Below are 17,957 nucleotides of genomic sequence, written 5' to 3' on the forward strand. Positions count from 1 at the left end.
CGGCCCCTGGGCCGCGCGAAAACCGGGAGGGAAGAAGCCGGCTTGAAGCGATCTCGCACGCCTCGGCGAAGCCGGGGCAGACAACACAGCGATCTCGCACGCCTCGGCAAAGCCGGGGCAGACAACAGGGGACAGTCATGAGCGAGCAGCGCAACACCGAACTCGGGGACTTCCTGCGCGCCCGCAGGGCGGCGCTGACGCCCGCGGACACCGGGGTCCCGACCTACGGCACCCCGCGGCGCGTCCCCGGGCTGCGGCGCGAAGAGGTCGCGCAGCTCGCCGGCGTGAGTGTGAACTACTACACCCGCATCGAGCAGGGCGAGAGCCACCAGATGTCCGACTCGGTGATGGAGGCCATCGCCAACGCGCTGCGCCTCGACGAGAGCGAGCGGATGCACCTGCTGCGCCTGGCCTGGCCCGCCCAGGTGATGCGGCGGGAGGCCGGCCCGGAAATGGTGCGTGACTCGGTTCTCGCGCTGGTCGAGAGCAACATCGACCAGGCGGCGATCATCGTCGGCCGGCGGACCGACCTGCTCGGCGGCAACCGGCTCGGCTTCGCGTTGCTCGGCATCGACCGCGACGCGCGGCCCAACCTGACCAAGCACATGTTCCTCGAGCCCGCGATGCGCGACCTCGTCGTCGACTGGGAGCGCCAGGCACACAACGCGGCCTCCTACCTGCGGATGACCACCGGCGAGCAGACCGACGACCCGAAGATGGCGGAGCTGATCGGCGATCTGAGCATCCAGAGCCCCGAGTTCGCGCGGATCTGGGCCGCGCACCCCGTGGCGCAGTGCCTGCACTCGGTGCGCGAGTACGACCACCCGCTCGTCGGGCGGCTCACCCTCAACGAGGAGAGCCTGCGGATGCCCGACGACTCCGGTCAGCGCATCATCTTCTCCGGTGCCGAGCCCGGCTCGCCGTCGGCCGAGCGCCTGAAGCTGCTCGACTCGCTGGTCTCTTGAAGCCTTACAGCTCGTCGAAGACCAGCACAGTGTGCGTCGAAAGCACGTCCTTCATCGCCTGAAGCCGTTCGAAGACCAGGTCGCGCAGGCTGTCGGCGTCGCTCGTGCGCACGAACAGGATGAGGTCGTTGTCCCCCGAGACGAGCCCGCCGTGCTCGATCTCGGGGATGCTCTTGAGCGCCGCGCTCACGGTGCGCCACGAGTTCTGCGTGACCTTGAGGTAGACGTACGCCGCGAGCCCCTGCCCCATCCGGCGCGGGTCGGTCACTGCGGCGTACCCGGTGATCACGCCTTCGCGGTGCAGCCGCTCCACCCGCGTGTAACAGCCCGCTCGCGAAATGTGCACGCGCTCGGCCAGCGCGCGCATCGACGCGCGCCCGTCGGCCTTCAGCTCGGCGATGAGTTTCAGGTCGACCTCGTCCAGGACCGCCGCCATTCGTCCACCCGGCTCGGACATCCCCGCACCTCTCGACGCCAATAATCCGGCCCATCGCGGCCGGATGAGCCATTGTTCCACACTTGTCGTCGATCCCTGGATCCCTGATCGGTACGGAGCGAAGATCGGCGTTAGACGTCTTCCCCTGTTCCCCGTCGATCGGAGCTGCCGGTGACCACCACGGAACTCACCGCCGCGTCGTTCTTCCTCCCGAGCGACGAGCCCCTGGGCCTCATCACCGCCGCCGGCGCACCCGTCGCCGACGCCGCTCTGGAGATGCCTGCCGACGACGTGCTGCTGCGCCTGCACCGCGCGATGGTGTCGGGCCGCCGCTTCGACGCGCAGGCCACCGCCCTGACCAAGCAGGGCCGCCTCGCCGTGTACCCGTCCGCGCGTGGCCAGGAGGCCGGCGAGATCGGGTCGATCCTCGCGCTGCGTCCGCAGGACTGGCTCTTCCCGACTTACCGCGACTCGATGGCCGTGGTCGCGCGCGGCGTCGACCCGGTCGAGGTCCTCACGCTGCTGCGCGGCGACTGGCACTGCGGCTATGACCCGTACCGCGCCAACGTCGCGCCCCAGTGCACGCCTTTGGCCACGAACACGCTGCACGCTGTCGGGTTCGCGCACGCCGCCAAGACCAAAGGCGAGGACACCGTCGCGCTCGTGCTGCTCGGCGACGGCGCCACCAGCGAAGGCGACACCCACGAGGCGCTGAACTTCGCGGCCGTGTGGCAGTCGCCGGTGGTGTTCCTGGTGCAGAACAACGGTTACGCCATCAGCGTCCCGCTCTCGAAGCAGACCGCGGCGCCTTCGCTCGCGCACAAGGGCGTGGGCTACGGCATGCCGTCGGTGCTGGTGGACGGCAACGACGCGGCCGCCGTGCACGCCGTGGTGGAGCAGGCCGTCGCGCGCGCCGCCGCGGGTGGCGGGCCGACGTTGATCGAGGCCCTCACCTACCGCATCGAGTCGCACACCAACGCCGACGACGCCACCCGCTACCGCGACCGCGCCGAGGTCGAGGCCTGGCTCACCCGCGACCCGATCGCGCGGCTCGAGCGTTACCTCACCGACCGTGGCCTGCTCGACGACGTGGCGCGCGAGGAAATCGCCGCACGCGCCGAGGCCGAAGCGGCGTCGTTGCGCGAGCGCATGAACGTGGACACGGTGCTCGACCCGGCGGACCTGTTCCGCCATGTGTACGCCGAGCCGACGGCCGCATTGCGCCGCCAGGCCGAAGACCTCACCGCCGAACTCTCCTTCGGAGCCGAAGAATGACCGCGACCCTGGAGTCCACTTCGGACACTGTTGCCGAACCGGACACCGTCACCATGGCGGGCGCGCTCAACCGCGCCCTGGCCGACGCGCTGGCCGAGGACGAGCGCGTGCTCGTGTTCGGGGAGGACGTCGGCACGCTCGGCGGCGTCTTCCGCGTCACCGACGGGCTCGCCGCCCGCTTCGGCGAGACGCGCGTGTTCGATACCCCGCTCGCCGAGTCGGGCATCGTCGGCACGGCCATCGGCATGGCGATGAACGGCCTGCGGCCCGTGGTGGAGATGCAGTTCGACGCGTTCGCCTATCCCGCGTTCGAGCAGATCACCAGCCACCTCGCCAAGCTGCGCAACCGCACGCGCGGCGCCGTCGAGCTGCCCATCGTGATCCGGATCCCCTACGGCGGCGGCATCGGCGGCGTCGAGCACCACTGCGACTCCTCCGAGGTCTACTACACGCACACGGCGGGCCTGCGCGTCGTCACGCCGGCTTCACCTGCCGACGCGTACGCGCTGCTGCGCCAGGCGATCGACAGCCCGGACCCGGTGATCTTCCTGGAGCCCAAGCGGCGGTACTGGGAGAAGGAGACCGTGCGGCTCGACCACCGATCGTCCACTCTGGACCGCGCGGTCGTCCGGCGCCCGGGCACCGACGTCACGCTGATCTCCTACGGCGGCGCTCTCGGTACCACGCTGGAAGCCGCCGCGGCGGCCGAGGAAGAGGGCTACAGCGCCGAGGTGATCGACCTGCGCAGCCTCGCGCCGTTCGACCTCGAAACGGTTGCCGCTTCGGTCCGGCGCACCGGGCGTGCGGTCGTGGTGCACGAGGCGAGCCGCTTCTGCGGTTACGGCGCCGAGGTCGCGGCCCAGCTTTCGGAGACGTGCTTCCACTACCTGGAGGCGCCCGTGCTGCGCGTCGGCGGGTTCGACATCCCTTACCCCGCCCCGAACCTGGAGAAGCACCACCTGCCCAACGTCGACCGAGTGCTCGACGCGATCGAGCGGCTGCAGTGGGACGACGCCGCCCCGCTCGCGGGCGGAGGTGCGTGATGGCCGTCTTCAAGCTGCCCGACCTGGGCGAGGGCCTGACCGACGCCGAGATCGTCGCGTGGCACGTGACGGTGGGCGACACCGTGACCGTCGACCAGACGGTGGTGGAGGTCGAGACGGCCAAGGCGAGTGTCGAGGTGCCGGTGCCGTTCGCGGGCCGCGTCGCGACGCTGCACGGCGCGGCCGGCGACGTGCTGACCGTCGGCAGTCCGCTGATCACGGTGGAGGAGGCGCCGGCGTTTCTCGAGCCTGGAGTGGTGACGCCTACGCCTGTTTCTTCGGAGGGCAGTGGCAATGTCCTGATCGGGTACGGCACCGGCACGGCTCAGGCGCGGCGGACCCGTCGCGCTCGGGGCACGCGTCGGCCGGCGGCGGCTGCTCCTGCGCCACGGCCGGTGAACGAACGCGTGCGCGTGGTGTCACCGCTGGTGCGGCAGCTCGCCAAGCAGTCCGGTGTGGACATTCACGCGCTTGCCGGTTCGGGTACCGACGGGATCATCAGCCGAGCCGACGTCGAGCGAGCAATCGCGGCGACCGTCGAGCCTGTTGTTCCTGCCGCCGCCGACGAACGCCGGATCCCGTTGCGCGGCATCCGCAAAACCGTCGCCGACAAGCTCACCCGCTCGCGCCGCGAAATCCCCGAAGCCACGGTGTGGGTCGACGTCGATGCTACGGCCCTGCTCGAAACCCGCGCCGCCCTCAACGCCGACGCCGCGGCCCCGAAGATCAGCCTGCTCGCGCTGCTGGCCAAGTTCACCGTCGAAGGCCTGCGTCGCTTCCCCGAGCTCAACGCGCACCTCGACGGCGACGAGATCGTGATCCCCTCGGCCGTGCACCTCGGGTTCGCCGCGCAGACCGACCGCGGCCTCGTGGTCCCCGTCGTGCCCGGCGCGCACGATCTGTCCGTGGAACAGCTCTCCGGCGCTCTCGCCGAGCGCACCGAGCGGGCCCGCTCCGGCTCGCTCGCCCCCGCCGAGCTCACGGGCGGCACGTTCACCATCAACAACTACGGCGTGTTCGGCGTCGACGGTTCCGCCGCCATCATCAACCACCCCGAGGTCGCGATCCTCGGGATCGGCCGGATCATCGACCGCCCGTGGATCGTCGACGGCCAGGTCGTGCCGCGCAAGATCACCGAGCTGACGCTGGCGTTCGACCACCGCGTCTGCGACGGCGGCACGGCGGGCGGGTTCCTGCGCTTCATCGCGGACTGCGTGGAGTCACCGCTGCGGCTCCTGCGCGGCTTGTAGCGTTCCTCAGGCGAACGTGATCTCACTGAGGTCGATCGACACCAGCAGCGGTTCCGGGACCGGCCTGCCGTCCTCCCCGACGGGGTGGACGCGGCGCTTGGTCGGGACCACGATGCCGTCGACCTCGCGGTGCTCCGAGGAGTAGTGCGCCGCGAGGCCGCCGGCGACCACCTCGGCGTCGTAGTCGTGGCGGCGGATGAGGCCGTCGGCGTCGAAGTAGAACGTCTGCACCTTGTTGTGTGTGGTGAGGTCGTCGGGGAACTCCACGCGCAGGCGGCGCCACGTCTCGCCGTCCTCCTGCCACGGCTCGAGCTCCTCGGTGCGGAAGCCGGGGCGCGTGAGCGTGAACGGCGTGGTCAGGTAGGTCCACATCGCGTAGCCCGCGAAGTACGCCGTCTGCAGCCGATCCCACTGCGACTCCAACGTGTGGCCGGCGAAGGACGCGCGGGTGTTATCGCGCTCCTCCACGTCTTCGCCGGCCTCGTTCTCGATCGCCACGTGCTCACCGCGGAACGCCGTGCGCAGTCCGGGCCCGCCGAACGGCGCGTGGCTGGCGAACTGCCGGTGCAGATCGACGCGGACGGTGATGTCGTCGAGCAGCCCGGCCTGCCCCTTCAGCGGGAACACGACCCCGCCGTTGCTCAGGTGCGCGGTCACGCTGTTGAGCTCGTTCCAGCGCTTCAGCCCACCGTGCGCCTCGACGGCGATGTCCAGCAAGTCACGCATTGTCCGTTCACTCCGATCCAGTCCTTGGATGGCGCGGCTCCTGCGCCACTCAATGAATATGACCGGTCGTCTTAGATCTTGTCAACCCCCTCTGAACTGGAAGGGGTCGCTCTTTGCTACCGGCGACCGGCGAAGAACTCCCGGCCCGCCGGCACCCACAACAGGACCACGGAGGCAATCTGCAGCACCCCGACCACCGGGATAACCGCGTGGAACATCTCCGAGGACGACCACGAGAACACGCTGAACACCAACCCCAGCGGCTGCGAGACGGTGACCAGCCGGCGCACCCACGGCCGCCCGCCACCCAACTTCCACGCCGGCACCAGGCACAACACCAGCAGCACCGCGTGGAACACCACCGCCGACCCGACCGCGATGTCGGCCGAGCGCGCCACCTCGGCCGCACCGAACTCCGGATGCGCGGCCACGATCTCGTTGCGCAGCACCGCTTCCCGCGCCCACATCACCAGCGGCACCACGACGTGGCCCACCGCCACGATGACCAGCAGCACCCGCGAAACCTGAACGACGGTCGGCACTCGGGCCGGAGCTATCGCAGTCATTCCTGCCCTTCGATCGGTTGCCGCTTCCTCCGCCACCGCGGCCCAGCCCCACGCTGAGCAGTCGACGCCGCATCACCTCGCGTCGCCCAGGCCTGGTTCAGCCGGGTGATCAACTCCCGCGCTTTGGCGACGTCTTCGTCCGACCAGTCCGAGATCACGTCGGCAAACACCGCCGCCCCGGCGGCGACCGTGGCCTCGGCGTCGGCGCGGCCGCTTTCGGTCTGCCGCACCAGGAACGTCCGCGAGTCCACCGGGTCCGGCTCCACCGCGATCTGCCCGGCTTCCTCCAGCGCGGCCAGGTGCCGGCTGGTCGCCGACGCCGTCAGCCCCAGTTCGGCCGCGATCGCGTTCGGCCGCACGGGCTGGCGCGCCGCAACGGTGCCCAGCACGCGCACCCGGGTCAGGTCGAGATGCCGCGAGATCCGGCGGTGCCCGGCGTCGATGAGCTCCATGACCGCGCGGGCCAGGTCAGCTCGTTCATTTCGTTGCGGCATGAAACGACCCTAGCACGCGTCACCGATACCGGGCACGAAAGAGCCCGAACCCGCTGGTCAGCGGGCCCGGGCCGGCAGCTATCGGAGGGTCACTCGACGCCGAGCATGACCTCCGTCGACTTCACCAGCGCGGTCACCGGCTTGCCGACCTCGAGCTCCAGCTCCTCGGCGGCGTCCTTGGTGATCGAGGCGGTGACGGACTGGCCGCCGTCGAGCTGGACCGTGACCACGGTCATGACCGCGCCGGGCTTCACGGCCGACACGGTGCCGACGAGCTGGTTGCGGGTTGACAGGCGCATGTGGACAGTCCTTTGTGCGGTGTGTGTAAGTGCGACAACGCCGCCACAGTAACCCGTTTCCACCGGCTACGTCGCCGCGCCGATCACCCGCCGAACCGACCTGCGGCACCACTCATCCCGTTGGCCCCGCAGTTGCACGCCCAGCGCCTCCGCCGAGAAGCACCCGCGCTCCCGGTGATTTTCACCGCCCGCGTGTCGCGCTAGGTTTACCGGCGTGGAACTGCGCACCCGGGACGCCCGCCGCCTGGCCATCAGCAGCCAGCACCTCGACGGACCGGGAGCACCCGGCGTCGGTGAGGTCCTGAACACGCTGCGGTGCCTGCAACTCGACCCGATCACCGTGGTCGCGCACAGCCACCACCTGGTGCTGCGCAGCCGGTTGCGCACCTACGACCCCGCGGAGCTCGACACCCTGCTCTGGGACGAGCGCCGGCTGTTCGAGTACTGGGCGCACGCCGCGTCGATCGTGCTCACCGAGGACTACCCGCTACACCAGGCGCTGATGCGCATCTACCCGGCCGGGAAGTCGGCGTACGGGCGCCGGGTCGCGGAGTTCCTCCACGGCAACGGCGCCTTGCGCGAGCACATCCTCGACCGGCTCCGCGACTCCGGCCCTCTGCCGGCCGGCGCGTTCGAGGACCGCTCGACCGTCGGGTGGGTCTCGGGCGGCTGGACGACCGGGCACAACGTGGAGCGAATGCTTGACGTCCTGTGGTTCCGCGGCGAGATCATGGTCGCGTCGCGAACCGGCGGGAAACGCCTGTGGGACTTGGCTTCGCGCTGCCTGCCCGCCGGCCTCGATCGCGCACCCCTGGCCGAGGCCGAGATCGTCACGCGCTCCGCGGAACACGCGTTGCGCGCCCTCGGCGTCGCGCGGCGAGCGGACATCGAGCAGCACTTCGTCCGCGACCGCTACCCCGGTCTGACGGAGGTGCTGGCGATACTCGTCGAGGCCGGCCGCGTGGTGCCCGTGGCTCTGGAGAAGGACCCCACGCCGTGGTATGTCCACGCCGACCGGCTGCCGCTGCTGGCAGCCATCACCGCCGGCGACTGGACGCCGCGCACCACGTTGCTCTCGCCGTTCGACAACCTCATCTGCGACCGCGCCCGCGCACAACGGTTGTGGGACTTCGAGTTCCGCACGGAAATGTACGTGCCGAAAGCCAAGCGCCGCTACGGCTACTACGTGCTGCCCATCCTCCACGGCGACCGTCTGATCGGCCGCGTCGCCCCGCGGGTGGATCGCCGACGCGGGGTGCTCGAGTTCGAAGGCGTCTACGCCGAACCCGGCGCGCCGGCCCGCGCGGGTACCGCCGTCCGGCGCGCGATCGCGGAGCTGGCCAGGTTCACCGGCGCCGAACGTGTCGAGTATTCCGGTCCTATACCAGAACCGTGGCGGGCTGCGCTCATCCGGAATTGACGTTTTCCTTGCGCGACTTGATCATGCGCAAAACACCCGGTCCGTCGTACGGTAAAGCTTAGCTTTGACAAGCATTACCGCGAGAAAGGACCACCCGCCATGTGGGCGCCCCTCACCGTTGCGCTGCTGATCGGCTTCTTCGGGAACCTGACGCTGGACCGGACGGGGGCCGCGATCGTGTTCCTCGTGCTCGCGGCGGCCACGATCGCCACCACGGTGGCGCTGCGCAGGAACAAGGCCGCCTGAGTCAGGCGCGAACAGGCTTTCCCGGCAACGCGTCGGGCACAATGGAGCCGGCGCGGACCACCGGGGTGCCGTTCACGAGCACGTGCTCGATCCCCACCGAGGGCCGCGTTCCGTCCACATAGGACGCCTGGTCGGCGATCCGCGCGGGGTCGAACACCACCACGTCGGCATCGCTGCCGGCGCGCAGGCGGCCCTTGCGCCGCAGGGCAGGCACGGCTTCGTCAAGGACCTGCGCGGGCAGCAGCGAGCAGCGCGCGACCGCTTCGGACAAGGTCAGCTTCCCGCTTTCGCGGTGGAGCCGGCGGATGGCGCGCGAGAAGGTGCCCGCGCCACGCGGGTGGCCGAGCGCACCCGCCGGCAGCGGCCACGTCAGGGGGTCCGGCCGCCCACCCGTCCAGGTCAGCGGCATGGCGTCGCTCGCGATGGCGGTGCCTTCGAAGAGCAGGGCGCGTTCCAGTGCCGGGTCGTCCTCGTCGAGGAAGTGCAGCAGCGCGAGCGCGCCCGGCGTGCTCGCACGGACCTCGGCGAGGCGCGCGGCGTCGGCGATGCGCTCCCCCGTGCCGACGAGCACGAGCGAGTCGGGCCGGATGCCTTGGCGCGCCAGGACTTCCGGGGCCAGGAACGCCGCGCCGATGGCCGTCGAGCCGGCGCCGTAAGGGTAGGCCTCGGTGGTCACCTCGGCGCCTTCCAGCCGGCAGCGCTCCACGAGCCCGAGCACGCGGTCGACCTGGCGCCCCGACGTGCTGTTCACGTGGCAGTAGTGCAGGTGCACGCCGGTCTGCCCCGCGACGCGCGAGATCTCCTCGGCGCCGTCGACGGGCACGTCCGGGTCGGCTTCCACGAGCGGGCGCGCGTGCGTGAACGCGGGCAGGCCGGCCTCGGCGGCCAGCTCCGCCACGGCGACGAACTCGGCCGGGTCGAGGTGCGGCGCGTAGCCGGCGAGCACGCCGATGCCCAGCGCGCCGTCGGCCAGGTCCCGGGACAGGTGCTCGAAGATCCGCGCACGCTCGGCCGCCGACGCCTCGGCGCGCCACGCGGGCACGCCCAGGTGCGTGAGCACCGTGTCGGGCGGGCCGTCGAGCGGCGCGCCCGCGAGCACGGCCATGCGCGCCAGCGCCCAAGACGTCGAGTAGCCGTAGTTGATCGGGCGGCCCTCCGCGGCGGCCCGCGCGTACGCCGCGCTGACCGGCGTGATGCCGGCCTCCAGCTCCAGCGCCGTGGTGACGCCGTCGAGCGCCTGCAGCCGTTGCTCGGGAATCGCCTGGCCGTGGCTGTGCAGATCGACGAACCCGGGCGCGACGACGAGGCCGGTCGCGTCGATCGTCTGCTCGCCGCGAAGCGGTGTTGCGGAGACCACACTTACGGTGCCGCCGGTGATCCCGACATCGGCCACCGCGTCGAAGCCGCTCTCCGGGTCGAGCACGCGTCCGCCGCTGATCACGAGCGGATAGCTGTCCTGTGAAGTGGTCACGATTCGCTCCTGGGAGTGGGCGACGGCACGCACAAGGTACTGCTGATTCACCCGGCCGTGGGAATGGCCCTCACCCGCGGTTTGTTGACACGTCCGCAGAGCCCAGACTAAATTGCGGACGCGTCATCAAACACCTCTGGATCAAGCCCTGACCAGTGCGACTGATCCGATGACCGTCCCTCGAACCAGGAAAGTCGGACATGACCAAGATTGCGATCATCCTCGGCAGCACCCGTCCGGGCCGCAACGGCGAAGCCGTGGCGAAGTGGGCCCTCGACATCGCGAAGCAGCGCGGCACCGCCGAGTACGAGCTCCTCGACCTCCTCGACTACGAGCTCCCGCACCTCGACGAGCCGCTGCCGCCGGCCATGGGCCAGTACGCGCAGGCGCACACCAAGCGCTGGGCCGAGAAGATCGCCGAGTTCGACGGCTTCGTCTTCGTGACCGCGGAGTACAACCACGCCATCCCGGGCCCGCTGAAGAACGCCATCGACTTCCTGGCTTCCGAGTGGAACAACAAGGCAGCCGGCTTCATCAGCTACGGGGCCAACCAGGGTGTTCGCGCGGTGGAGCAGCTGCGCCTCGTGCTGAGCAACCTGCAGGTCGCCCACGTGACGAGCCAGGTCGCGCTGTCGCTGTTCACCGACTTCGAGAACATGTCGACGTTCAAGCCGGCCGAGATGCACACCGGCTACCTCAACACCACGCTCGACCAGGTCGAGGCGTGGAGCAACGCGCTCGCCGGCCTTCGCAACGCCTGAGTCCCGTGTTTGACCTCCCCGCAGCCGGGTAGCCAGTGGGCAGCAGCCGACAAGGGAGGCGACACCATGACCGACAAGGCCGAGAACAAGGCGGAAGAGCTCAAGGGCCGAGCCAAGGAAGCCGTCGGCGACGCCACCGGCAACGAGCAGTGGCAGGCCGAAGGCAAGGCTGAGCAGGGCAAGAGCAACTTGAAGCAGGCCGCCGACAAGGTCAAGGACGCCGTGAAGGGCGTCAAGGACTGAGTTCGGGAAAGCCCAGGGTCACGTGGCCCTGGGCTTTTCTGTGCCCACCGTACTTGCGCATCACGCAGACTTTGCGTGATGCGCAAGTTCGCGCTAGCTTGGGGGCATGACCGAACGACCGAGCCTGCGTGAACGGCGCCGCCAGGAAACGCGCTCCGCGATCTCCTGGGCCGCGATCCGGCTCGCCGTCGAACGCGGTCTGGCGCACGTGACCATCGAGGACATCGCCACCGAGGCCGGCGTTTCGCCGCGCACCGTGAACAACTACTTCTCCAGCAAGGCCGAGGCCATCGCGGCCCGGCACCACGACCGCGCCCAGGGCATCGCCGACCTGCTGCGCGCGCGGCCGGCCGACGAACCGCTTTGGACCGCCATCACCGAAGCCGCGCTCGCCCGGTTCGAGGCCGACGGCGCCGACCGCGCCGAGCGCACTCCGGATCCACTGTGGACGCAGGGTGTGCAGCTGATGGTGGCAGAACCCGCGCTGCAGGGCGAGTTCCAGAAAGCCAATGCTGCGGCCGAGATCGCACTCGCGCAGGCGATCGCCGACCGAACCGGCACCGACGTCGACCACGACCTCTACCCCGTGCTCGTCGCCACCGCCGCGGGCGGCGCGATCCGCGCGGCGACGGTCCACTGGCTGCAAGCCGAACCACCCGTGTCCTTCGGCTCGGTGCTGCGCACCGCTTTGGGCGCGGTAACCGTCTCACTTCCTTGATCTCCCAGCTTTTCCGATCCGCCAAGGAGAAACCATGCCCGCGATCGACGTGGTGATCGCCGGCGGTGGGCCCAACGGGCTCATGCTGGCGTGCGAACTCAGCCTGGCCGGCGTCCGGCCGCTCGTACTGGAACGGCTCACGGAACGCGGTGAGGAGCAGCGTGCCAATGGGCTCGTCGGCCAGGTCGTGCGGCTGCTGCACCGCCGTGGCCTCTACGATCGGCTCACCGGCCAGGCCGAGCCGGCACCCGCGCCGCAGTACATGTTCGGCGCGTTCCCCCTCGACCTCGCGCGGTTGCCGGTCAATCCCGTTTACGTCCTGCCGATTCCCCAGCGCGAGCTGGAACGCGCACTCGAGGAGCGGGCGATCGAGCTGGGCGTGGAGATCCGTCGCGGGCACTCGGTGACCGGCTTCGAGCAGGACGACTCGGTGCGCGTCACCGTGACCGGACCCGCCGGCGAGTACACTGTGGACACTCGGTTCCTGGTTGGCGCCGACGGCGGACGCAGCACCGTCCGCAAGCTCGCCGGCATCGATTTCCCCGGTGTCACACGGGACAACGCCGTTTCGTACACTGCGCACGCAAGTGTGCCGGACTCGCTGCGCGACCCCGCGACCGGCGGCCTGCGCCTCGACGGCATCGGCGTCATCCCGCCGTTTCGTCACTTCCGCACGGAGACGGGCCTGTTCGTGTTCGCCCCGTTCCCGAACGCGGCGCCGCTGATCGCTTCGTCCGAACGCGACCGTCCCAAAACACCCGACGAAGTACCGCCGACGCTCGACGAGCTTCGCGCCAGCCTCCGCCGAGTCCTCGGCGTCGATCTGCCGATCGACACCCCGACGGGCCCCGGGCCGCACCAGCTGCGCCGGGTGTCGAGCGGCAACACGCGCCTGGCATCGACGTTCCGCGCCGGCCGCGTGCTCCTGGTCGGCGACTCCGCCCACGTGCACTCCGCGATCGGCGGGCCGGGCCTGAACCTGGGGCTGCAGGACGCCGTGAACCTGGCGTGGAAACTCGCCGCCGAGGTCCGCGGCTGGGCACCGGCCGGCCTCCTCGACACCTACGACGCCGAGCGCCGGCCGGTCAGCCGCCGCGTCGTGATGCAAACGCAGGCACAGGGCGCACTGACCGCGCCCGGCCCGGAGATCACGGCGCTGCGCGAGCTGTTCGACGAGCTCATCGACTACCAGGACGTGACCCAGCACCTCGCGGATCTGTTGTCCGGCGCGGACATCCGCTACGGCGACGACCCGCACCCGCTCGTCGGCCGCTGGGCACCGGACCTGCCTTCGGACGCCCTCGCCAAGGCGTACCTCGCGGCGCGGCCGGTGCTGGTCGACCTCACCGCGGACGCCTCGCTCGCCTCCGCCGTGGCCGATTTTCAGGACCGCGTCGACACGGTGTCCCTTACCGCCGCGTCGATCGAAGCGACCGCGTTGCTGATTCGCCCGGACGGCTACGTCGCTTGGGCCTCGTCCGATCCCGAACCCGACGTGGCCGGCCTGCAGAAGGCGTTGGCTCGCTGGTTCGGCGCCGTCACCGCAACCGCGTGACGGCCACGTCGACACAGGCCGACGCGGCCAGCCGGCCCTCGGGCGTCACCAGGTTGCGCGTGGCCACGGTGAACGCGGTGCGCAGGCCCTTCCGATGCGTGTCGTCGAGGGTGACCATCTGGTAGTAGCTGTCGTGGCAGGTCTGCCAGACCTCGTCGGGCGTGCCGCCGAAATCGACGACCATCCGGTCCCACGCGACGGGTTCGAAGCCGGCCGGGCCGAGCAGCTCGTCCAGACCTTCGCGCGTACGGGCCCGAGGATCGCCGGCCGCCGGCACCCGGCGTTCCTCCGGCACCACGGCGAACAGCGGCCGCGCGACCTTGAGGAAGATCTCCATCGCCTCCCGCCCGCCACCACCGACGCCGATCGCCAGCGTGCCGCCCGGGGCCAGCACCCGGGCGGCCTCGGCGACGACCTGCTCGACGTCGGCCATGAGCATCAACGCCATGAACGACACCACCGTGTCGAACTCGCCGTCCTCGAACGGCAGCTTTTGTGCCCGCCCTTCGCGCAGATCGGCTTCGGCCAGCTCGGGCCGACGCCCGGCCGATGCCAGCTGCCCGGGCGAAAGATCGACACCCGCCAGCTTCGGCACCCCGCGGCTGCCGAGTTCGGCGAGCAGCGCGCCGTCGCCGCAGCCGAGGTCGAGCACGGCCTTGGCTGCGGTGACGCGGTCGGCGAACACCTCGTACACGGTCCGCCCGTCGCCCGTCACGCGGCCGCGCCCGGCCAGCTCGGACGCGGCGTCCGGGCGGGCGTCGTGGTAGCTGCGCAGGAACTCCTCGGCGGACGTCATGGCGAGACGTTAGCGCGGATCGTCACTCCGCCAGTCGCGTTCGGGCGATGTTGAGCCGCACGGCCGCGGGCAGGATCCCGTCGTCGGTCATCAGCCCGCGCGTCGCCTCGGCGAACTCGGCGCGCAGCTCGGCGAGCTGCGCGTCGTCCAGCGTCGAGGCGGGGTAGAGCGTCTCGCAGCACGTGGCCCACACTCGTTCCGGCGGCGCGGCGAAATCGACCACGATCTGTTCCCACGCAACGGGTTCGAACCCGACCGGCGCGAGGAACTCGTCGAACCCCTCGGCGCTGCGTGTCCGCCGATCCCCGTCGATTCGCGGTTTGCGCTCTTCGGGCACCGCATCGAACCTCGGCTTGGCGAGCTCGAAGAACACCTCCGTGGCCCCGATGGCGCCATCCCCGCCCACCACCGCCGCGAACACCCCACGCGGCGCCAGCACCCGCGCCGCCTCCGCCACGACCTGCTCGAGGTCGGCCATGAGCATCAACGTCATGTGCGACACGACGGCGTCGAACGTTTTGTCCGCGAAAGGGAGTTCCTGTGCTCGCCCTTGCTTCAGCTGGGCTGCTCTGAGCTCCGGCCTTTGGGCGGCCAGCTCCAGCTCCCCCGCGGACAGATCGATGCCGGCCAGGTTTTCGGCTCCCTGCCTCGCGAACGTCGCCAGCAGCGCCCCGTCACCGCACCCGAGATCCACCACCCTGCGCGCATTCCCCACCCGCTCGGCGAACACGTCGTAACTCGTGCGCCCATCCCCGACCACCCGCCCGGCCTCGATCAGCACCGACTGCGAATCCGGCTTGCGGTCGTGGTACTCGCGCAGCCACAGCTCCCCCGGCGTCGTCATCCCCCGACGTTAGCGCGGAAGCTCTTGGCGCAGCCTCGTTTCGACGATCCGCATGTTCAGCCCTGCGCGCAATCGACCGTTCACGGCGAGGTCTCGGGTCTCCTCCCGGAAGTTCGATTCGAGCCGCTTCAGCTGCGTGGCGTCGAGGGTGTCGACCGGGTAGAACATCTCGCAGCAGCGCGCCCAGACGTCGGCTTCAGGCCCGCCGAAGTCGAGGTCGATCAGGTTCCACGAGACGGGCTCGAAGCCGGCCGCGCCGAGCAGCTCGTCGAGGCCTTCGCGCCGCCGCACGCGCGGATTGCCGCCGACGCGCGGCGTGCTGCACGGGCGCAGTTGTCAACCGACTGCGCCGACTTGTCCACAGCTCGCCGGCCGGCTGTCGCGGTTGTCCACAGATTCCGTTCTGGCCGTTTTCCGGGGCCTACCCCCGCACGCAACCCGGCCAGACCAGACACCACCCCTCACAACGAACGACCCCGCATCCTCCAACGAGTGTCCCCACCAGACGACCACAGCGGGATTTGATACATCTCTCCCCATGAACGACAACCAGGTGGTCCTGGGCATCGACATCGGCACAACCGCCGTGAAAGTCGCCGCGTTCGGCACAGACGGCCGGGCGCGCGCGGTGCACAGCGTGGCCTACCCGATCACCCGGCCGCGGCCCGGCTGGGCGGAGCAGGACCCCGAGGACTGGTGGCGCGGCTGCGTCACCGCGATCAGCGCCGTCCTCGCCGAAGTGCCCGACGTCGTCGTGCGCGGGGCGGGGATCGTGAGCCAGGTCAACACGCACCTGCTCGTAAAGCAAGACCTCACCCCGCTGACGCCCGCCGTGATCTGGCAGGACCAGCGGTGCGCCGACGTCGCGCGGGAGCTGGACGCGCGGTTCACCCCCGAGGACAAGCTGCGGATCTGGGGCGGGCCGGTGGCGCTGGACGCGTCGTTCGTCGGGGCGCGGGCGGCGTGGTTCGCGGAGCACGAACCGGACAAGTGGGCGCGGGCGCGGTGGATCCTGAGCCCCAAGGACTTCATCGGTGCGCGCCTCACCGGCCGGGTGGCCACGGACAAGCTGTCCGGCGTCCGGATCGCCGGCGCGCAGGGCTACCTGCCCGAGGCCGTCGCCCTCGTCGACGGGCTGGGCGAACGGCTGCCGGAGCTCCTCGAACCCGAAACGCCGCTGGGGCCGGCAAAACAACTCAACGGCGCGCCCGTCGTCGTGGGGACCATGGACGCGTTCGGCGCGGTTTTCGGAACGCGCACGACGGAGCCGGGCCGCGGCATGATCTCGTGCGGCACGTCGCTGGTCGTCGCGGGTGCGTCGCGTCGCCGCGCCACGCAGCAGGGCATCGTGACGTTCCCGCCGCGCGGCGACCTCTACGTCCACGCCGGTCCGACGCAGGCCGCGGGCGAGGCCGTCAGGTGGTGGGCCCAGGCGTCCGGCCAGACCGTGCCCGAGGTGTTCGAAACAGCGGCCGACGGTGCGGCCGGGATCGTGTTCACGCCGTACCTGCAGGGCGAACGCGCACCGCTGTGGGACGCCGACGTGCGGGGCAGCTTCCTCGGGCTGAGCTCGTCGGCGACGCGAGCGGACCTCTCGCGCGCGGTGCTGACGGGCGTCGCGTTCTCCGCGCGGCACGTGCTGGAGCACGTGGAGCAGGCGTGCGGCTTCCGGCTGCCGTCCCTCACGTTCTCCGGCGGCGGCGCGCGCAGCGACCTGTGGACGCAACTGCACGCCGACGTGCTCGGCCGCCCCATCGAACGCCTCCGTGTGCACGACAGCGCCGCGCTCGGGGCCGCGCTGCTGGGGGCCGTCGGAGTGGGACTGCAGCCGGACGTCGAGACGGCGGCCGCCGCGACCGTCGCCGTGGAGCGCGTGTTCGAGCCGCAGACGGACCTGACGCGGCTGTACGAGGCTTACCGCGCTTCGTACGAGGGGCTCGCGAAGGTGCATGAGCTGCTGCGGTGAACCAGCACGACGTCGGGTCCGTGTCCTCCGGCATGGACGAAGAAGATCCGGCCCCGGACTACGAGGTGCTCGCCGCGATCATCGGCTTCCCGCCCCGCGACCCTGATGTAATGGAGGAATGAGGACGATCCGCTACGGCGGCGAACCCAGCCAGTTCGTCGAGCTGCACGGCGACAACCCCGTGCGCGGCACGGCTTTCCTGCTCCACGGCGGCTGGTGGCGCGCCCAGCGCGACCTGCACCTGATGGACGCGCTCGCCGACGACCTCGTCGCCGCCGGCTGGCTCGTCGCGAACCTCGAGTACCGCCGCATCGACGGCGACACCGGCGGCTGGCCCCAGACCCTCGACGACGTCCTCGCCGCCATGGCCGCGGTGCCCGTTGCCGAGGACCTGCCGACGATCGCGGTCGGCCACTCCGCGGGCGGCCACCTCGCCCTCCTCGCCGGTGCGTCCGTGAAACCGTCCGCCGTCATCGGCCTCGCCCCCATCACCGACGTCCCCCGCAGCGCCGCCGAAGGCCTCGGCGAGGGCGCCGCCAGCCTGTTCCTGCCGTCCCCCGACCCAGCCGCCTCGCCCCTCACGTGCCTGCCGATCGGCGTGCCCCAGCTGATCCTCCACGGCGACGCCGACGTCCGTGTGCCCGTCGACCACAGCCGCGTTTACGTCGAAGCCGCCCGAAAAGCCGGCGACGACGTCACCTTCACCGAACTCCCCGGCGTGGACCACTTCCGCGTGATCGACCCCGCCGACGACCCCTGGCAGCACGCCCGCACCTGGCTCACCACCCGCTTCGACTGAGCGGCGGAAAATCGGTGGGCACGGCGACGCCCCACCGCTATCGTTCCGGGGACCGTGACTCGACACCGGGAGGTGAGACCCATG

The 17,957-nt window shown here is 70.7% G+C and carries 22 protein-coding genes; 13 read left to right on the forward strand and 9 right to left on the reverse strand.

The window, feature by feature from the left end; genetic code table 11:
- The first annotated feature begins 137 nt into the window (after nt 1-137).
- Nucleotides 138-965, forward strand: a complete 828-nt coding sequence (locus ABZU76_RS46900) for a helix-turn-helix transcriptional regulator (RefSeq protein WP_354883523.1) — start codon at nt 138-140, stop codon at nt 963-965.
- Nucleotides 966-969: 4 nt separating this feature from the next.
- Here the strand turns inward: ABZU76_RS46900 and ABZU76_RS46905 are convergent, their stop codons facing one another.
- Complete coding sequence (locus ABZU76_RS46905) at nt 970-1,422, reverse strand: Lrp/AsnC family transcriptional regulator (RefSeq protein WP_354883526.1); 453 nt, start codon at nt 1,420-1,422, stop codon at nt 970-972.
- A gap of 150 nt (nt 1,423-1,572) precedes the next feature.
- On the opposite strand from ABZU76_RS46905, the gene pdhA reads away from it, so the two are divergent.
- From pdhA to ABZU76_RS46920, 3 genes are read left to right on the forward strand one after another with little or no spacing between them, the layout of a single operon-like run.
- Nucleotides 1,573-2,676, forward strand: a complete 1,104-nt coding sequence (gene pdhA, locus ABZU76_RS46910) for a pyruvate dehydrogenase (acetyl-transferring) E1 component subunit alpha (protein ID WP_354883529.1) — start codon at nt 1,573-1,575, stop codon at nt 2,674-2,676.
- A complete protein-coding gene (locus tag ABZU76_RS46915; protein ID WP_354883532.1) occupies nt 2,673-3,719 on the forward strand; it encodes an alpha-ketoacid dehydrogenase subunit beta in 1,047 nt (348 codons plus the stop codon). Before pdhA ends, ABZU76_RS46915 begins: the two co-directional genes overlap by 4 nt.
- Entirely contained in the window at nt 3,719-4,969 is a 1,251-nt protein-coding gene (locus ABZU76_RS46920; protein ID WP_354883535.1) for a dihydrolipoamide acetyltransferase family protein, read from the forward strand. Before ABZU76_RS46915 ends, ABZU76_RS46920 begins: the two co-directional genes overlap by 1 nt.
- 6 nt (nt 4,970-4,975) lie before the next feature.
- Here ABZU76_RS46920 and ABZU76_RS46925 read toward each other — a convergent pair whose 3' ends face one another.
- The 4 genes from ABZU76_RS46925 to ABZU76_RS46940 all read right to left on the reverse strand — a co-directional run bounded on the left by ABZU76_RS46925 (nt 4,976) and on the right by ABZU76_RS46940 (nt 7,054).
- Entirely contained in the window at nt 4,976-5,695 is a 720-nt protein-coding gene (locus tag ABZU76_RS46925) for a hypothetical protein (RefSeq protein WP_354883538.1), read from the reverse strand.
- Between the two features lie 116 nt (nt 5,696-5,811).
- On the reverse strand, nt 5,812-6,237 hold the full coding sequence (locus ABZU76_RS46930) for a hypothetical protein (RefSeq protein WP_354883541.1): 426 nt from the start codon (nt 6,235-6,237) through the stop codon (nt 5,812-5,814).
- A gap of 20 nt (nt 6,238-6,257) precedes the next feature.
- Entirely contained in the window at nt 6,258-6,755 is a 498-nt protein-coding gene (locus tag ABZU76_RS46935; RefSeq protein ID WP_354883543.1) for a MarR family winged helix-turn-helix transcriptional regulator, read from the reverse strand.
- A gap of 89 nt (nt 6,756-6,844) precedes the next feature.
- Nucleotides 6,845-7,054, reverse strand: coding sequence for a TOBE domain-containing protein (locus tag ABZU76_RS46940; RefSeq protein ID WP_220243528.1), 210 nt, complete (start codon nt 7,052-7,054; stop codon nt 6,845-6,847).
- Between the two features lie 214 nt (nt 7,055-7,268).
- Between ABZU76_RS46940 and ABZU76_RS46945 the strand changes: the two genes are divergently transcribed.
- Both ABZU76_RS46945 and ABZU76_RS46950 read left to right on the forward strand, forming a co-directional pair.
- Nucleotides 7,269-8,474: a crosslink repair DNA glycosylase YcaQ family protein gene (locus tag ABZU76_RS46945; RefSeq protein WP_354883547.1), complete on the forward strand. Its 1,206-nt coding sequence runs from the start codon at nt 7,269-7,271 to the stop codon at nt 8,472-8,474.
- Between the two features lie 99 nt (nt 8,475-8,573).
- Nucleotides 8,574-8,720 carry a hypothetical protein gene (locus ABZU76_RS46950; protein WP_220243530.1) on the forward strand — a complete coding sequence of 49 codons (147 nt, stop codon included), beginning with the start codon at nt 8,574-8,576 and terminating at the stop codon, nt 8,718-8,720.
- Nucleotide 8,721: 1 nt separating this feature from the next.
- Here ABZU76_RS46950 and ABZU76_RS46955 read toward each other — a convergent pair whose 3' ends face one another.
- Nucleotides 8,722-10,224, reverse strand: coding sequence for an amidohydrolase family protein (locus ABZU76_RS46955; protein WP_354883550.1), 1,503 nt, complete (start codon nt 10,222-10,224; stop codon nt 8,722-8,724).
- A 167-nt stretch (nt 10,225-10,391) separates the two neighbouring features.
- Here ABZU76_RS46955 and ABZU76_RS46960 point away from each other — a divergent pair, with 167 nt between their 5' ends.
- The 4 genes from ABZU76_RS46960 to ABZU76_RS46975 all read left to right on the forward strand — a co-directional run bounded on the left by ABZU76_RS46960 (nt 10,392) and on the right by ABZU76_RS46975 (nt 13,468).
- Nucleotides 10,392-10,952, forward strand: a complete 561-nt coding sequence (locus tag ABZU76_RS46960) for an NAD(P)H-dependent oxidoreductase (RefSeq protein ID WP_354883553.1) — start codon at nt 10,392-10,394, stop codon at nt 10,950-10,952.
- Nucleotides 10,953-11,018: 66 nt separating this feature from the next.
- Entirely contained in the window at nt 11,019-11,195 is a 177-nt protein-coding gene (locus ABZU76_RS46965; protein ID WP_220243533.1) for a CsbD family protein, read from the forward strand.
- Between the two features lie 106 nt (nt 11,196-11,301).
- Nucleotides 11,302-11,913: a TetR family transcriptional regulator gene (locus tag ABZU76_RS46970; RefSeq protein WP_354883556.1), complete on the forward strand. Its 612-nt coding sequence runs from the start codon at nt 11,302-11,304 to the stop codon at nt 11,911-11,913.
- 34 nt (nt 11,914-11,947) lie between these two features.
- Entirely contained in the window at nt 11,948-13,468 is a 1,521-nt protein-coding gene (locus tag ABZU76_RS46975) for an FAD-dependent monooxygenase (RefSeq protein WP_354883559.1), read from the forward strand.
- Here the strand turns inward: ABZU76_RS46975 and ABZU76_RS46980 are convergent.
- From ABZU76_RS46980 to ABZU76_RS46990, 3 genes are read right to left on the reverse strand one after another with little or no spacing between them, the layout of a single operon-like run.
- Nucleotides 13,452-14,264: a class I SAM-dependent methyltransferase gene (locus ABZU76_RS46980; protein WP_354883562.1), complete on the reverse strand. Its 813-nt coding sequence runs from the start codon at nt 14,262-14,264 to the stop codon at nt 13,452-13,454. The two genes, ABZU76_RS46975 and ABZU76_RS46980, sit on opposite strands and share 17 nt — an antisense overlap.
- 22 nt (nt 14,265-14,286) lie before the next feature.
- Nucleotides 14,287-15,108 (reverse strand): methyltransferase domain-containing protein, encoded by an 822-nt coding sequence (locus tag ABZU76_RS46985; protein ID WP_354883565.1) that lies wholly within the window; start codon nt 15,106-15,108, stop codon nt 14,287-14,289.
- Nucleotides 15,109-15,117: 9 nt separating this feature from the next.
- Nucleotides 15,118-15,399 carry a hypothetical protein gene (locus ABZU76_RS46990; RefSeq protein WP_354883568.1) on the reverse strand — a complete coding sequence of 94 codons (282 nt, stop codon included), beginning with the start codon at nt 15,397-15,399 and terminating at the stop codon, nt 15,118-15,120.
- Nucleotides 15,400-15,646: 247 nt separating this feature from the next.
- On the opposite strand from ABZU76_RS46990, the gene ABZU76_RS46995 reads away from it, so the two are divergent.
- The 3 genes from ABZU76_RS46995 to ABZU76_RS47005 are packed head-to-tail and all read left to right on the forward strand — an operon-like array spanning nt 15,647 to nt 17,873.
- The gene (locus ABZU76_RS46995) at nt 15,647-17,074 is read left to right on the forward strand and encodes an FGGY-family carbohydrate kinase (protein WP_354883571.1); all 1,428 of its coding nucleotides are present in this window, start codon (nt 15,647-15,649) and stop codon (nt 17,072-17,074) included.
- Nucleotides 17,071-17,196 (forward strand): hypothetical protein, encoded by a 126-nt coding sequence (locus ABZU76_RS47000; protein WP_354883574.1) that lies wholly within the window; start codon nt 17,071-17,073, stop codon nt 17,194-17,196. The genes ABZU76_RS46995 and ABZU76_RS47000 overlap by 4 nt, the downstream gene beginning before the upstream one ends.
- Nucleotides 17,193-17,873, forward strand: a complete 681-nt coding sequence (locus tag ABZU76_RS47005) for an alpha/beta hydrolase (RefSeq protein WP_354883577.1) — start codon at nt 17,193-17,195, stop codon at nt 17,871-17,873. The genes ABZU76_RS47000 and ABZU76_RS47005 overlap by 4 nt, the downstream gene beginning before the upstream one ends.
- Nucleotides 17,874-17,957 lie beyond the last annotated feature (84 nt).

This window comes from Amycolatopsis sp. NPDC005232 (assembly GCF_040607795.1).
Classification (GTDB): domain Bacteria; phylum Actinomycetota; class Actinomycetes; order Mycobacteriales; family Pseudonocardiaceae; genus Amycolatopsis.

What these genes read in the sequence shown, in the direction of transcription:
- ABZU76_RS46900 (WP_354883523.1), top strand. Translation starts at nt 138, where the DNA reads ATGAGCGAGCAGCGCAACACCGAACTCGGGGACTTCCTGCGCGCCCGC.
- ABZU76_RS46905 (WP_354883526.1), bottom strand. Translation starts at nt 1,422, where the DNA reads ATGTCCGAGCCGGGTGGACGAATGGCGGCGGTCCTGGACGAGGTCGAC.
- ABZU76_RS46915 (WP_354883532.1), top strand. Translation starts at nt 2,673, where the DNA reads ATGACCGCGACCCTGGAGTCCACTTCGGACACTGTTGCCGAACCGGAC.
- ABZU76_RS46920 (WP_354883535.1), top strand. Translation starts at nt 3,719, where the DNA reads ATGGCCGTCTTCAAGCTGCCCGACCTGGGCGAGGGCCTGACCGACGCC.
- ABZU76_RS46925 (WP_354883538.1), bottom strand. Translation starts at nt 5,695, where the DNA reads ATGCGTGACTTGCTGGACATCGCCGTCGAGGCGCACGGTGGGCTGAAG.
- ABZU76_RS46935 (WP_354883543.1), bottom strand. Translation starts at nt 6,755, where the DNA reads ATGCCGCAACGAAATGAACGAGCTGACCTGGCCCGCGCGGTCATGGAG.
- ABZU76_RS46940 (WP_220243528.1), bottom strand. Translation starts at nt 7,054, where the DNA reads ATGCGCCTGTCAACCCGCAACCAGCTCGTCGGCACCGTGTCGGCCGTG.
- ABZU76_RS46950 (WP_220243530.1), top strand. Translation starts at nt 8,574, where the DNA reads ATGTGGGCGCCCCTCACCGTTGCGCTGCTGATCGGCTTCTTCGGGAAC.
- ABZU76_RS46960 (WP_354883553.1), top strand. Translation starts at nt 10,392, where the DNA reads ATGACCAAGATTGCGATCATCCTCGGCAGCACCCGTCCGGGCCGCAAC.
- ABZU76_RS46965 (WP_220243533.1), top strand. Translation starts at nt 11,019, where the DNA reads ATGACCGACAAGGCCGAGAACAAGGCGGAAGAGCTCAAGGGCCGAGCC.
- ABZU76_RS46970 (WP_354883556.1), top strand. Translation starts at nt 11,302, where the DNA reads ATGACCGAACGACCGAGCCTGCGTGAACGGCGCCGCCAGGAAACGCGC.
- ABZU76_RS46975 (WP_354883559.1), top strand. Translation starts at nt 11,948, where the DNA reads ATGCCCGCGATCGACGTGGTGATCGCCGGCGGTGGGCCCAACGGGCTC.
- ABZU76_RS46980 (WP_354883562.1), bottom strand. Translation starts at nt 14,264, where the DNA reads ATGACGTCCGCCGAGGAGTTCCTGCGCAGCTACCACGACGCCCGCCCG.
- ABZU76_RS46985 (WP_354883565.1), bottom strand. Translation starts at nt 15,108, where the DNA reads ATGACGACGCCGGGGGAGCTGTGGCTGCGCGAGTACCACGACCGCAAG.
- ABZU76_RS46995 (WP_354883571.1), top strand. Translation starts at nt 15,647, where the DNA reads ATGAACGACAACCAGGTGGTCCTGGGCATCGACATCGGCACAACCGCC.
- ABZU76_RS47005 (WP_354883577.1), top strand. Translation starts at nt 17,193, where the DNA reads ATGAGGACGATCCGCTACGGCGGCGAACCCAGCCAGTTCGTCGAGCTG.